Origin of the sequence: Rathayibacter sp. AY2B7 (assembly GCF_002931635.1) — a bacterium.
Lineage (GTDB): Bacteria > Actinomycetota > Actinomycetes > Actinomycetales > Microbacteriaceae > Rathayibacter.
This window is the reverse complement of record NZ_PSUC01000099.1, coordinates 1-14,146: the sequence shown is the minus strand read 5'-3', so window position 1 is coordinate 14,146 and position 14,146 is coordinate 1. Positions and strand designations below refer to the sequence as shown.

Here is a 14,146-nt window from a genome sequence, read left to right as displayed (position 1 = left end):
CCCGAGCGCCTCGAGACGCGCGGGCACGTCCTCGAGGGAGTTCGCGTGGAGGGTCCCCGCACCGCCGTCGTGCCCGGTGTTCAGCGCGGACAGCAGCTCGCGCAGCTCGACGCCGCGGCACTCGCCGAGGACCAGGCGGTCCGGACGCATCCGCAGCGCCTCCCGCACGAGCCGGTCCAGGCCCACGGCACCGGCGCCCTCGAGGTTGGGCTGCCGCGCCTCGAGCGAGACGACGTGCGGGTGCGCCGGCCGCAGCTCGCCGACGTCCTCGATGGCCACGATCCGCTCGGTCGGCGCCGCGCACCCGAGCAGGGCGCCGAGCAGGGTGGTCTTCCCCGATCCGCCCGCTCCCGTGATCAGCAGGTTCCACCGCTCGCGGACGGCGCGGCGCAGAAGCCGCACCCCGTCGTCGTCCAGCATCCCCGCCGCCTGCAGCTCCCCGAGCGTCCAGGAGTCCGACCGAGGCACCCGCACCGACACGAGCGCTCCCCCTGTCGCCACCGGCGGCAGCACGACGTGCACACGGACCCCGTGGCGGAGCCTGACGTCCACGCACGGGCTCGCCTCGTCGACGTGCCGTCCGCCGGCCGCGACCAGCGCGACGGCCAGCCGCCGTGCTCCGGCGGCGTCGAGCGTCCACTCCGGAACCCGCTCCGCACCACCGCCCCGGTCGATCCAGAGGCCCGCGCCGCCGTTCACGAAGAGGTCGGTCACCGCGGGATCCGCGGCGTGCGGCGCGAGCAGCCCGAGGCCGGCGGCGGCGGGCCGCACCGGCAGCGGGTCGCGGCGGTGCTCGGCGGGGACGAGGGGGACGAAGTCGCGGGTCATCCCGGCACGCTACGAGCCCGTTCCGCGCGCCGGGGCGCTCCCTGCCCGATCGGAGGAGAGACGCCCGCGTCGGCGCCTGTGGAGGAACGACCCGGGCCGAACGCGCGCGCAGGGGCGGCCCGGAGCTCCCGCCAGGGAGCCGCTCCGAGGAGAGGTCCCCACGGCGCAGAGAAGCCCGGTCGACGAGGAGACGTCCCGCGACGGAGACGTCCCGGCGACGCGGAAACGCCCCCGCGAGCAGGGCTCGAGCGGGGGCGCCCGTCCGCCGGATCCGGCGGGAAGAAGGGGGCGGCACCCATTGGGGGGAACAGGTGCCGCCTCGGCGGCGCTGGATTGGGGGGAATCACTTGCGCCGCTGGGCCGAAGTTCATTCGGCCGTATGCAACTGTAGGGGACGGATCGCGATTCGCCAAGCCCGGATCCTGTTCTCTGCGGACTCTTATCCGACACCCGCCCCGCACCCAGCTTGCGGCGCTCGGCGATCCGCGCTGGAGGTGGGCGCTACGGTGGTGCGACGCCGACCGCGCGGGCCGGCGAACGTCTCACTCGCGAAGGAGCGAATCGCAGATGTCCACTCCCCCCGACGCCCCGGCCGCCGACCGGAACGCCATCGACAACCTCCTCCACGAGACCCGCCGGTTCCCGCCGCCGGCCGATCTCGCCGCCGGAGCGGTCGCGACCGCCGCGCTCTACGACGAGGCCGCGGCCGACCGCCTCGCCTTCTGGGCCGACCGGAGCCGCGAGCTCCTGCACTGGCACCGGCCGTTCACGCGCACGCTCGACTGGAGCGAGCCCCCGTTCGCGAAGTGGTTCGACGACGGTGAGCTGAACGTGGCCTACAACTGCCTCGACCGCCACGTCCTGGCCGGCCACGGCGACCGCGTCGCCCTGCACTGGGAGGGCGAGCCCGGCGACTCCCGCTCGATCACCTACGCCGAGCTCACCGCCGAGGTGAAGCGCGCCGCGAACCTGCTCACGAGCCTCGGCGTCCGCGCCGGCGACCGCGTCGCGATCTACCTGCCCATGATCCCGGAGGCGGTCATCGCGATGCTGGCCGTCGCTCGGCTGGGGGCGGTCCACTCCGTCGTCTTCGGCGGCTTCAGCGCCGAGAGCCTCCGCGCGCGGATCGACGACGCGGAGGCGACACTCGTCATCACCGCCGACGGCGGCTGGCGCAAGGGCGCCGTCTCGCCCCTGAAGCCGGCGGTCGACGCCGCGCTCGCCCTCGGCGGCGAGTCCAGCGTCCAGCACGTCCTGGTCGTGCGCCGCGGAGGCAACGAGGTCGCCTGGCACGAGGGGCGCGACCTCTGGTGGCACGAGGAGATCGTGGCGGTCGACGCCGACCACGTCGCCAAGCCGTTCCCCGCCGAGCAGCCCCTCTTCATCCTCTACACGAGCGGCACGACCGGGAAGCCCAAGGGCATCCTGCACACCAGCGGCGGGTACCTCACCCAGGTCGCCTTCACGCACCGCGCGGTCTTCGACCTGCACCCCGAGTCGGACGTCTACTGGTCGACCGCGGACGTGGGCTGGATCACCGGACACAGCTACGTCGTCTACGGCCCGCTCGCCAACGGCGCCACCCAGGTGATGTACGAGGGCACTCCCGACAGCCCGCATCCCGGCCGCTGGTGGGAGATCGTCGAGAAGCACGGCGTGACGATCCTCTACGCGGCGCCCACGGCGATCCGCTCCTTCATGAAGCTCGGCCGGCAGATCCCGCAGCGCTTCGACCTCTCGAGCCTGCGCCTGCTCGGATCGGTCGGCGAGCCGATCAACCCGGAGGCGTGGGTCTGGTACCGCGACGTCATCGGCGGCGGCCGCACCCCCATCGTCGACACCTGGTGGCAGACCGAGACCGGCGCGATGATGGTGTCCCCCCTGCCCGGGGTGACGACTCTCAAGCCCGGGTCGGCGCAGGTCGCTCTGCCGGGGATCTCGATCGACGTGGTCGACGACTCCGGGACGCCGGTCGGCGCCGACGAGGGCGGACTGCTCGTGATCACCGAGCCCTGGCCGGCGATGCTGCGCGGCATCTGGGGCGACCCGGAGCGGTACGTCGAGACCTACTGGTCGAAGTTCGGCGACCGCTACTTCGCGGGCGACGGGGCGCGTCGCGACCAGGACGGCGACCTCTGGCTCCTGGGGCGCGTGGACGACGTGATGAACGTCTCCGGCCACCGCCTCTCGACCGCCGAGATCGAGTCGGCCCTCGTCTCGCACCCGGTCGTCGCCGAGGCGGCCGTCGTGGGAGCCGCGGACGAGACCACCGGTCAGGCCGTGGTCGCGTTCGTGATCGCGAAGGCGAGCCAGGCCGAGGCGCTGGCCCACGGGCACGACGAGCTCGAGGCCACCCTGAAGGCGCACGTCGCCGAGCACATCGGCGCGATCGCCCGCCCGAAGCGGATCTTCGTGGTGCAGGAGCTGCCCAAGACCCGCTCGGGGAAGATCATGCGCCGGCTGCTGCGCGACGTGGCGGAGGGACGTGCCGTGGGCGACACGACGACGCTCGCGGACACGCAGGTGATGGCGGTGATCTCCTCCGCGATCGCCGCGGACTGACCGAGCGCCGCCCCCTCCCGCCGCGTGGGCCGGAGGGGGCGGTGCGTCAGTCGAAGGCGACGATCAGCTCGACCTCGACGGGAGCGCCGAGGGGCAGCTCCGCCACCCCGACGGCCGAGCGCGCGTGACGGCCGGGCTCGCCGAACACGTCGCCGAGCAGCTCCGAGGCGCCGTTGATCACGCCGGGCTGCCCGGTGAAGCCGGAGGCGGACGCGACGAAGCCGGTGAGCTTCACGATCCGCGTCACCCGGTCGAGCGATCCGATCGCGTCGGCGACGGCCGCGAGCGCGTTGAGGGCGCAGGTGCGGGCCAGCTCCTTCGCCTGCTCGGGCGACACCTCGGCGCCGACCTTGCCGACCAGCGGCAGAGCGCCGTCGACGAAGGGGATCTGCCCGGCCGTGTAGACGAGGCCGCCGTGCACGACGGCGGGGACGTAGGCGCCGGCGGGGACCGCGACCGCCGGCAGCTCGACGCCGAGCGCCGCGAGACGCTCGGCGATCACGCGCCGGCCTCGGCGACGGGGCGCTTGAGGTACGCGACGAGGCCGCCCTCGGGACCGGTCACGATCTGGACCAGCTCCCAGCCCTCGGATCCCCAGGTGTTCAGGATCGCCGTGGTGTTGTGGATCATCAGCGGGGTGGTGATGTACTCCCAGCGCGGGACGGACATGGCTCTCCTCGGGTGCGGCCGGTGCGGGACGACTGCTGAGCGCCGCGCGTCGGCGGGATGAGCGCCGCGGCTCGTCCGAGCGCGGCGACTACGCTGATTCTATGTCGGGGCAGGGCGGGACCAGAGTCGTGAAGACCATCGGGGGCGCCGTCGGCGGCCTGATCGGCATCGTCGCCATGAGCGTCGTCGCGGGAGTCCTGGTGGCCGCCTCGGTGACGCCGGCGATCGCGCTGAGCGGCATGGCCGCCGGCAACACGGTGGAGATGTTCGACAACCTCCCCGAGTACCTCGAGATCGGCACGCTCGCCGAGAAGAGCGACGTGTACGCGAAGGACTCCTCCGGCGGCGACGTGCTGCTCGCCTCCTTCTACGCCCAGAACCGCGTCGAAGTGGGCTGGGACGAGATCTCGCCGTTCGTGAAGGACGCCGTGGTCGCCTCCGAGGACCCCCGCTTCTACGAGCACGGCGGCATCGATCTGCTCGGCACCGTCCGCGCGGCCGCGACCACGGCCATGGGCGGGGACGTCCAGGGCGGCTCGTCCATCACGCAGCAGTACGTCAAGAACGTGCTCGTGCAGAAGGCGGAGGCGCTCAGCGATCCGATCGAGCGCGACGCGGCCTACCGCGAGGCCACGGAGACCACTCCGGAGCGCAAGGTCGCCGAGATGCGGCTCGCCATCGGGCTCGAGAAGGAGTACCCGAAGAACGACATCCTGCTGGGCTACCTCAACATCGCCCTGTTCGGCGGCACCGTCTACGGCGTCGAGGCGGCCGCCCGCTACTACTTCGGAGTGAGCGCGAAGGACCTCTCGCTCGCGCAGTCCGCCGCGCTCGTCGCGATCGTGAACAACCCCGAGAAGTTCCGCTTCGACCGGCCCGGCGACCCGGCGAACCCCGCCGCGGAGGGCTACCCGCAGACCCGGGACCGGCGCGACTACATCGTCACCCGCATGGACCTCGAGTCGAAGGTGACGTCCGAGCAGGCGCAGGCGGCCGTCGCCGAGCCCGTGACGCCGAACATCACCGAGCCGAGCACCGGCTGCCAGACCGCCGGAGTCGCGGCCTTCTTCTGCGACTACGTCACCTGGGTCGTCAAGAACGACGACGCGTTCGGTGCGAGCCAGGACGAGCGCGACGCCACCTTCAAGCGCGGCGGCTACCGGATCTACACGACCCTCGACTCCGACCTGCAGCAGGCCGCCGTCTCGGCCACCGACGACTGGGTGCCCAAGTCGATGGCGAACGTGAACATCGGCAGCGCGAGCGTCTCGGTCGAGGTCGGCACCGGCCGCATCCTCGCGATGACCCAGAACAAGGACTACTCCAACGATCCCGACCTGACGGGCCCCAACTACACGAGCGTCAACTACAACACCGACTTCGGGTACGGCGGCTCCTCGGGATTCCAGGTCGGGTCGACCTACAAGGTGTTCACCCTGGCGGAGTGGCTGCAGGAGGGGCACTCGCTCGGCGAGAGCGTCGACGGCACCCGCCGCGCCTACACGACCTTCCGTGACAGCTGCGAGCCCGACGGCGTCTACTACGGCGAGTCCTGGAACCCCGGGAACGACGAGGGCGGCAACGGAGGAGTGACCACGGCTCTGCAGGCCACGACCGGCTCGATCAACACCTCGTTCGCCGCCATGGCCCAGCAGCTGGACCTCTGCGGCATCCGCAACACGGCGCTGGCGATGGGCGTGCACCGTGCCGACGGGACCGAGCTGCAGAAGCTCGCGCCGACCATCCTCGGCACCAACGAGATCGCTCCGCTCACGATGGCCACGGCCTTCGCCGGCTTCGCGAACAAGGGCACCGTCTGCACGCCCATCGCGATCGACCGCATCGTCGACCGCACGGGCGCCGACGTCGCGCCGCCCGCCTCCGAGTGCAGCCAGGGGATGTCCGAGGAGGTGGCCGCGACCGCCGGCTACGCCCTGCAGCAGGTGGTGACGGGCGGCACCGGCGCCCCCTCCAACCCCCGCACCGGAGTGCCGCACATCGGCAAGACCGGCACCACGGACGACGCGCTGCACACGTGGATGGTCGGCGCGAGCACCGAGGTCGCCACCGCCACCTGGGTCGGCAACGTGACCGGCTTCACCTCCATGCGCGGATTCAGTCTCAACCGGGTGAACGCCGGTCAGGTGCGCCACCAGATCTGGCCGCGCATCATGCGCGTCGCCGACGCGAAGTACGGCGGGACGGCGTTCCCGGCTCCGGTCCGCTCGCTCGTCGACGCTCCGCAGGAGGCCGTGCCCCAGGTCACCGGCCAGAGCCCCTCTGCGGCGGCCTCACGCCTGCGCTCCGTCGGCTTCACGGTCCGCGTCGACACTTCTCCGGTCCCCTCCGACCGCCCGGCAGGGACGGTCGCGCAGACGAACCCGCCCGCCGGGTCGCGCGTCTCCCGGGGCGCGGAGATCACCCTGCAGATCAGCGCCGGACCGGGCGCCCCGCCCCGCGCGGGCTGAGCCCCCGCACCCCCGGCTGCTCCCGAGGGAGCATCCGGCAGAATGAACGCGGCCGCGCTCGCGGCCGACGTGCGAGAGAAGGACCCATGACCGGACGCACCCGTCGCCCCCTCACCACCGCCCTCGCGACCGTCGCCGCGGCCGGAGCCGTCACCGCGGCCTGGGGCATCGGCGTCGAGCGGACGCTGTTCACCGTCCGGCGCACGTCGTTCCCGGTGCTGCCCGCCGGTTCCGAGCCGATCCGCGTCCTGCACGTGTCGGACCTGCACATGGCCCCGTGGCAGACGAAGAAGCAGGAGTGGATCCGCTCGCTCCTCGCCCTGGCGCCCGACGTCGTGGTCGACACCGGCGACAACCTCGGCCACCGCGACGGCGTGCTCGGCATCCGCCGGGCCCTGGAGCCCTTCGCCGGGATCCCCGGCGCCTTCGTCAACGGATCCAACGACTACTTCGGCCCTCGTATCAAGAACCCGCTCCGCTACTTCGTCGGCCCCTCCAAGAACCCCAAGCAGCACGAGGCCGATCTCGACACCGACGGGCTGACCGGCTTCTTCTCGGACGGGCTCGGCTGGGTGGACCTCAACAACCGCGCCGAGAGCATCACGGTGAAGGGGACGCGCATCGAGTTCTTCGGCGTCGACGACCCGCACATCGGCCTCGACCGCATCGACCTCGTCGCCGGAGCCGTGGACGAGCTGCGCGGGGCGGAGGACGGACCGGCCGGCGTCAGCATCGGCGTGGCGCACGCGCCCTATCAGCGCATCCTCGACGACTTCGTCGCCCGCGGCGCCGAGGTGATCCTCGCCGGGCACACGCACGGCGGGCAGGTCTGCGTCCCGGGCTTCGGCGCCCTCGTCACCAACTGCGACATCCCGCGCGACAAGGTCGCCGGCTCGACGACGTGGGACAACGGACTGCGCAGCTCGTACCTCAACGTGTCCGCCGGAGTCGGCACCTCGATCTACGCCCCGGTGCGCTTCGCCTGCCGACCCGAGGTGACCCTCGTCACGCTCACTCCGGCGGCCTGACGAGGGGTGTCCGACGGCGGTCCGGAAATCGGCTACTATTGTCGAGGCTCGTGAGCGGTTCTCCGTGATGAGCACACCGGGGTGTGGCGCAGCTTGGTAGCGCGCCTCGTTCGGGACGAGGAGGTCGTGGGTTCGAATCCCGCTACCCCGACCGGTGAGAAGCCCGGCCAGGATCGATGATCCGGCCGGGCTTCGTCGTTCCCCGGGCGTTCTCGGAATTCTGCTGTGGCGGGGGTCGCCCGCAGGTGGATGCTCGCCCGGGTCGGAGCCGGGTCGTCGCCGGGTCGTCGACGGAGCCGGCCCGATCACCGCCCTGCGCTCTCCGGCTCCAGCACCCCCGTCCGCGTCCCGAGCGTCCTGCGCACGGGCGTGCCTCCAGCCCACTCCCCCGCGCCTCCCGGCCCGATCCCAGCAGCCGGGAGCGAGACTGTTCTTCCGCCGTCGTCGCCGCCTCCGCCCGACGACCGACGAGAGGAGCACCGTGACCCGGTCGCTCACCCGCCTCACCCTCGCCATCGGCGTGCCCTACGTGGTCGCGCTCGCAGCGATCGCCTTCTGGCCGACGCCCGTCGATGCGGGAGTGCGGGGAGATCTCGGCCGGGTGACCTCCTGGTTCGCCCGGCACGGCCTCCCGATGGTCGACTACGCGTTCATCGAGTCGACGGCCAACATCGCCCTGTTCGTGCCCCTGGGGCTGCTCCTGGCCCTCAACCTGCGGCTCCGGAGGGCGTGGGTCGCCGTCGCCGTCGGCGCCGTCGTGAGCTCGCTCATCGAGGCGGGCCAGCTGCTCTTCCTCTCGGCGCGCTTCGCCACCGTCGACGACGTCGTGATGAACACCTCCGGCGCCCTCCTCGGCGCGGTCGCCGGCGTCCTGCTCCGGATGGTCGTCCGCGCACGACGACGCCGGAGGGCGGCGGAGTGGGACGACGCCTTCGCGCACATCCCCCTCCGCGGCACCTCCGGCGTCGTGGCGGATCAGCCGAGCCGCGTCCGCTGAGACGACGGCTCTGCCGCGTCAGCGGCCGAGGCCGCGGTACTCCCAGCCGGCCGCACGCCAGGCGGCGGGGTCGAGGCAGTTGCGACCGTCGACGAGGAAGGTGTTGGCCACCTTCGCCGCCGTGGCCGCGGGGTCGAGGGCGCGGAACTGCTTCCACTCCGTCACGACGACCACGGCGTCGGCACCGGCCAGCGCCTCGTCGACGTCGGTCGTGTAGGTGATCTCGGGGTAGCGGCGGCGCGAGTTCTCGATCGCCTCGGGGTCGGTCGCGACCACGGTCGCACCGAGGTCGTGCAGGCGAGCGGCGACGTCGAGCGACGGCGAGTCGCGGATGTCGTCCGACTCCGGCTTGAACGCCAGACCGAGCACCGCGATGCGGCGGCCCTCGACGGAGCCGCCCAGGCCCTCGGTGACGAGGTCGACGACGCGCTGACGGCGACGCAGGTTGATCGCGTCGACCTCTTTGAGGAAGGCGACGGACTCGCCGACGCCGAGCTCGTCGGCGCGGGCCGAGAAGGCGCGGATGTCCTTCGGGAGGCAGCCGCCTCCGAAGCCGATGCCCGCGTTCAGGAAGCGGCGGCCGATCCGCACGTCGTAGCCGATCGCGTCGGCGAGCTGCGTGACGTCCGCGCCGGTGACCTCCGCGATCTCGGCGATCGCGTTGATGAACGAGATCTTGGTCGCGAGGAAGGCGTTGGCCGAGACCTTCACCAGCTCGGCGGTGGCGTAGTCGGTGACCACGAGCGGGGTCTCGGCCGCGAGCGCCGTCGCGTAGACCTCGTCGAGGGTCGCCTTCGCCGCTGCTCCGGCCTCGCCTGCGGGCACGCCGTAGACGAGGCGGTCGGGGCTGATCGTGTCCTTCACGGCGAAGCCCTCGCGGAGGAACTCGGGGTTCCAGGCGAGAGTCGCACCGGAGGAGGCGATGCGGTCGGCCAGGCGGGCGGCGGTGCCGACGGGGACGGTCGACTTGCCGACGACGAGGGAGTCCGCCTCGAGGTAGGGCAGGAGACCGTCGATCGCCGAGTCGACGTAGGTCATGTCCGCGGCGTTCTCGCCCGGCTTCTGCGGGGTGCCGACGGCGACGAAGTGCACGGCCGCACCGGCGGCGTCGGCCATGTCGGTCGAGAAGCGCAGGCGCCCGGAGGCGACGCCGGAGGACAGCAGCTCCGGGAGGCCGGGCTCGAAGAACGGCGCGGTGCCGGCGGCCAGGGCGTCGATCTTCTTCTGGTCGACGTCGATGCCGATGACGTCGTGGCCGAGCTCGGCCATGGCGGCAGCGTGGACGGCACCGAGGTAGCCGCAGCCGATGACAGAAAGCTTCACAGGGGTTCTCCGAATCGTGGCGGGTTCGTGTCGCGGTCGCGACGGTGAGGAGGAGCGATGCGATGCGGCGAGGCGTCAGCGCGCCCGCGGACGCGCGACTACCGCCGCGCCAATGCTCTCAGATCACGGGAGACGTCGGCGACAGCCGCCGCGATCTGCGCCGCCACGCGCTCGTGCACGGCCTCGCTGCGGCCGATCGGGTCCTCGATGTCGTCGCCGCCCTCGCCCCGCGGGGCGCGCCCGCGGTGGGCGGCGGCGAGCCGCACGACGGCGCGGAGCCGCGCGGCGGGATCCTCGACCGTCGGCAGCGGCACCTCCCGCAGGACGAACGGCAGCACGCGGGCGAACTCGAGCAGCGTGAAGCCGCGGAGGAGGAGCGACGGGAAGCGCCGGGAGGCGTCGACCAGGTGGTCGCGCGTCATCGTGAGCAGGAGGTCGGCGTCGCCGACGATCGCGTCGCCGAGCACCGCGCTCGTGTGCGCGGCCGGGTCTCCCCCGTGCTGAGCCGAGAAGCGGGCCGAGACCGGGTCCATCGGCAGCCCGTCGCGCGTCCTCACTCCGGCGCTCGTGAACGCGAAGAGCGGACCTCCCGCGGGTGAGGTCGCGTCGGCGAGTGCGGCGCGCAGCAGCTGCTCCGCCATCGGCGACCGGCAGATGTTGCCGGTGCAGACCGAGAGCACGGTGAAGACGGGGGCGGCGGAGGCGGCGACCGGTTCGTCCGGTCGCCAGCTCCGGCGGGCGGGGCGGGCGGAGTCGTCTCCCGGGAAGATCATCGCGGGGCGCTCAGGCCGAGGTCGACGCGGGCTCGGGCTCGACGGCCGTGTCCGGGCGGGCGCCCGATCGCTCGGAGCCGTAGTAGCTCGTGTAGTAGTAGCCGTAGCCCCGGCCGACCTGGCCGCGCGCTGGCACGCGGTTGAGGATCACGCCGAGGGTGTGGCCACTGACCCGCTCGAGGTTCTGGATCGCCTTGCCGAGCTCGTCGGTCGTCGTCCTGCCCGCGGAGATGACCACGAGCGCTCCGTCGGTGCGGGCGGTGAGGATGGCGCCGTCCGTGACGGGCAGGAGCGGCGGCGCATCGACGATCACGATCGCCTCGCGGGCGATCTCGTGCAGGAGGATGTCCATGCCGTTGGAGCCGAGCAGCTCGGACGGGTTCGGCGGGATCGACCCGGCCCCGAGCACCCAGAGGTTGCCGGACGGGCCCCACGGCTGCAGGACGTCCTGCAGCTCCGCCTTGCCGATCAGCAGGTCGGTCAGGCCGACGCCGGGAACGAGGCCGAACGACTTGGCGACCGTCGGCTTGCGGAGGTCGCCGTCGACGACGACGGTCCGCTGGCCGGAGGCGGCGAGCGTCACCGCGAGGTTCGCGGTCACCGTCGACTTGCCGTCCGAGGGCAGCGGGCTCGTCACGACGATGATGCGCGGCGGGCTGTCGATGTTCATGAACTGAAGGTTCGTGCGGAGCTCGCGCAGCGCCTCGGCGAGTGCGTGCTTGCCGTCGGCCTTGATGTAGTCGGTCGTGTCGGCCTCGGGGACGATGCGGTTGGTCTCGCTGAGGCGCTTGTCGACGGGGAGGGTGCCGACCACGGGGAGGTCGAACAGGCGCTCGACCATCTCGGCGGTGCGGATGCGCCGGTCCAGCGTGTTGCGGACGAACGCGTAGACGAGGCCGAGGACGAGGCCCGCGAGCGCGCCGACCGCGAGGACGAGGCGCAGGTTCGGGAACGCCGGCGAGGACGGGAGTGCCGCGGTCTGCAGGACGGTGAGGGAGACCGTGTCGCCGACGCCCGTCTCCTGGTTGACCTGCTGCACCTTGGTGGCGATGGCCGCGACCCAGGCGTCGGCGAGCTTCTGCGCGCCCTCGGGGGTGGAGGCGGTGGCGCTGACCTTCATCACCGGGGCGACCGTGTCGGCCTGCACCGCGATCGCCGAGATCAGCGTGGCGGGCGAGACGTCGAGGCCGAGGCTGTCGATCGCGATCTGCGCCACGTCGCGCGAGGTGGCGATCGGGACGTAGGTGGCGAGGCTCGACTTGGCGACGGACTGCGCGATCTGCTGCGTGTAGATCGCCTGGCTGTCGTCGGCACCGGTGGTGGCGACGGAGACGAGGCCCTGCGAGTCGGCGACGTACCGCGGCTTCTGCGTCAGCGACCAGCCGAAGGCGACGAGAGTGCCGAGGAGGATCGCCGCGACGATCGGGATCCAGTGGTCGCGCAGCAGCCGGAGGACGTCTCGAAGTTCCACAGAGTCAGATTTCCTTCGCTGGTACGGATCACGCGGCGGGCGCCGGAGACGGGTTCTTCCGAATTCTGACACAGCGCTTCCGCGCCCTCGGCGCCAGGCGCGTCAACCGTGCCACCCGTCGGGGGTGGGCTGCGGCGGAGTCCCTCTCGTGATCACTCCGAGGCCCTCGAGCTCGACCAGGGCCGACTCGACGACCGCCTCCGCATCGACGCCGGCGGGCGGCGGGCCCGCCTCCGCGAGCACCGCGGCGACGAGACCGGGCAGGTCGGAGCCCCGGCCGGCGTGGCGCCAGATCGTCGGGCCGATGCCGGACAGGCGCACGAGGGTGCCGCCGCAGAACACGAGCAGCTGGCCGTCGGCGAGCTCCACCGCGTCGTCCGCAGGGGTGCGCAGGACGGTGCCGGGCAGGGCCTCGCCCACAGCGTCGAGCTGCACGGAGACCACCTTGGACCAGGCGGACGAGGCCTCGGCGCCGAGGGACGCGAAGACCTCCTCGACCAGGTGCACCACGCTCGCGGCCTCGGAGTAGACCAGTCGCCGGACGCCGCCCAGCGCCGAGAGGGTGCGGACGAGATCGGCGATCGGCCGCGGTCGGGCCGAGAGGTACGAGGTCTGCGGCACCAGATCCTCGATCGCGTCGACCGGGTCGACGTGCTCGAGGAAGGGCGTCCCGACGCCGTCGCGGCGCTCGAGCAGGAGGACGCCCGCCAGACGCAGGGGCGCCTCCGGGACCGGTCGGAGGGCGAGCGACCCGGGGGCCAGCTGCGCCTTCGGCGCCGATCCGGTCAGCGGCTTCACCGACAGCGGCTTGGGATAGGGCAGGACGCGCCCCTCCGGGGTCACGCCGACCGTCTCGTCGGTGACGTAGCCGAACCGGGACCCGAGCGTCCGCGCGATGGTGGTCTTGCCGGTCCCGGAGGCGGCGACGAAGGCCAGCACGCGGCCGGACTCGTCGGAGATCCCGCAGGCGTGGAGCATCAGCAGGTCGGCGCGCCGGGCGCCGATCGCCTCGAGGGTCAGGGTCGAGGTCAGGGACTCCTCGAGCTGCGCGAGCGTGGCGCTCGAGACCCGGGGCGAGCCGTCGACCGGGACGGAGGGATCGTGCCCCACCTCGGCGAGGACGTCGCGTGCTCCCGCGTCGGGCTCGGACGCGCAGGCGGCCCAGCTGTCGGCGATCCGCGCCGCGTCCTCGTCGCCGACGCCGCGTCCGAAGACCACGCGGAACGGGGTCTCGAGGACCGAGACGGACAGGGTGCGGGGCTGGGCGCCCCTCCCCCCGGCGATCAGTACGCCCCGTCGCGGGCGAGGACGGCGCGCGCGGTCTTGAAGAGGATGACGATGTCGCCGGTCATCGACCAGTTCTCGACGTAGTACAGGTCGAGGCGGACGGTGTCCTCCCACGAGAGGTTCGAGCGTCCGCTGACCTGCCAGAGCCCGGTGATGCCCGGCTTCATCAGGAAGCGGCGGTGCACGTGCTCCTCGTACTGCTCGACCTCGCGGGCCAGCGGCGGGCGGGGGCCGATCAGGGACATGTCGCCGCGGAAGACGTTCAGGAACTGGGGCAGCTCGTCGAGGCTGAAGCGCCGGAGGATCGCGCCCACCCGGGTGACGCGCGGGTCCTTCGCCATCTTGAAGAGGATCGAGTTCCCCTCCGCACGCTGCTGCGACGCGAGAGCCGCCAGTCGCGCCTCCGCGTCGACGACCATGGAGCGGAACTTCAGCATCTCGAAGGTCGCGCCGTTCAGGCCGATGCGCTCCTGCCGGAAGAGCACGGGCCCGGGGCTGGTGACCTTGACCAGCACGGCGACGACGACGAGCACCGGCGCGCTGAGGATGATCAGCATGGTCGACGCGAGGATGTCGAAGAGCCGCTTGGCGAACCGCTGGCGGCCGTCGAAGCGCGGGGTCTCGACGTGGATCAGCGGAAGGCCCGCGACGGGGCGGGTGTGGATGCGCGGACCGCCGATGTCGGTGAGGCTCGGCGCCACGACGAGGTGCTCGCGCCCGGGCTCGAGCGTCCAGCTCAG

Annotated in this window: 12 protein-coding genes and 1 tRNA gene; 5 read left to right on the top strand and 8 right to left on the bottom strand. The window is 72.5% G+C overall.

The annotated features are described in order from the left end of the window. Positions 1-828: CpaF family protein (locus C5C27_RS14075; protein WP_104314717.1), on the bottom strand; the 828-nt coding region annotated here is incomplete at its 3' end. Between the two features lie 567 nt (positions 829-1,395). On the opposite strand from C5C27_RS14075, the gene acs reads away from it, so the two are divergent. After that, on the top strand, positions 1,396-3,390 hold the full coding sequence (gene acs / locus C5C27_RS14070; RefSeq protein ID WP_104233737.1) for an acetate--CoA ligase: 1,995 nt from the start codon (positions 1,396-1,398) through the stop codon (positions 3,388-3,390). A gap of 46 nt (positions 3,391-3,436) precedes the next feature. On the opposite strand, the gene C5C27_RS14065 is transcribed toward acs, so the two are convergent. Further along, on the bottom strand, positions 3,437-3,892 hold the full coding sequence (locus C5C27_RS14065) for a RidA family protein (protein ID WP_219813182.1): 456 nt from the start codon (positions 3,890-3,892) through the stop codon (positions 3,437-3,439). Continuing rightward, complete coding sequence (locus C5C27_RS18140) at positions 3,889-4,059, bottom strand: hypothetical protein (protein WP_164861113.1); 171 nt, start codon at positions 4,057-4,059, stop codon at positions 3,889-3,891. The genes C5C27_RS14065 and C5C27_RS18140 overlap by 4 nt, the downstream gene beginning before the upstream one ends. A 101-nt stretch (positions 4,060-4,160) precedes the next feature. Here C5C27_RS18140 and C5C27_RS14060 point away from each other — a divergent pair, with 101 nt between their 5' ends. From C5C27_RS14060 to C5C27_RS14045, 4 genes are all read left to right on the top strand, one after another. Next, entirely contained in the window at positions 4,161-6,527 is a 2,367-nt protein-coding gene (locus C5C27_RS14060; protein ID WP_104314716.1) for a transglycosylase domain-containing protein, read from the top strand. 86 nt (positions 6,528-6,613) lie between these two features. Further along, complete coding sequence (locus C5C27_RS14055) at positions 6,614-7,555, top strand: metallophosphoesterase (protein WP_104314715.1); 942 nt, start codon at positions 6,614-6,616, stop codon at positions 7,553-7,555. A 77-nt stretch (positions 7,556-7,632) separates the two neighbouring features. After that, positions 7,633-7,706: transfer RNA gene (locus tag C5C27_RS14050), tRNA-Pro, on the top strand. A gap of 330 nt (positions 7,707-8,036) precedes the next feature. Further along, positions 8,037-8,552 (top strand): VanZ family protein, encoded by a 516-nt coding sequence (locus tag C5C27_RS14045; RefSeq protein ID WP_244229599.1) that lies wholly within the window; start codon positions 8,037-8,039, stop codon positions 8,550-8,552. Positions 8,553-8,570: 18 nt separating this feature from the next. Here C5C27_RS14045 and C5C27_RS14040 read toward each other — a convergent pair whose 3' ends face one another. The 5 genes from C5C27_RS14040 to C5C27_RS14020 all read right to left on the bottom strand — a co-directional run. Then, entirely contained in the window at positions 8,571-9,875 is a 1,305-nt protein-coding gene (locus C5C27_RS14040) for a UDP-glucose/GDP-mannose dehydrogenase family protein (RefSeq protein ID WP_104222179.1), read from the bottom strand. A gap of 98 nt (positions 9,876-9,973) precedes the next feature. Further along, positions 9,974-10,648, bottom strand: coding sequence for a low molecular weight phosphatase family protein (locus C5C27_RS14035; RefSeq protein ID WP_104227254.1), 675 nt, complete (start codon positions 10,646-10,648; stop codon positions 9,974-9,976). Between the two features lie 10 nt (positions 10,649-10,658). Further along, on the bottom strand, positions 10,659-12,119 hold the full coding sequence (locus C5C27_RS14030; protein WP_159939611.1) for a polysaccharide biosynthesis tyrosine autokinase: 1,461 nt from the start codon (positions 12,117-12,119) through the stop codon (positions 10,659-10,661). 102 nt (positions 12,120-12,221) lie between these two features. Continuing rightward, positions 12,222-13,337, bottom strand: a complete 1,116-nt coding sequence (locus C5C27_RS14025) for a hypothetical protein (RefSeq protein WP_104314714.1) — start codon at positions 13,335-13,337, stop codon at positions 12,222-12,224. Between the two features lie 65 nt (positions 13,338-13,402). After that, positions 13,403-14,146 (bottom strand): sugar transferase (locus C5C27_RS14020; RefSeq protein WP_258066769.1); only part of this gene is annotated, 744 nt, incomplete at its 5' end.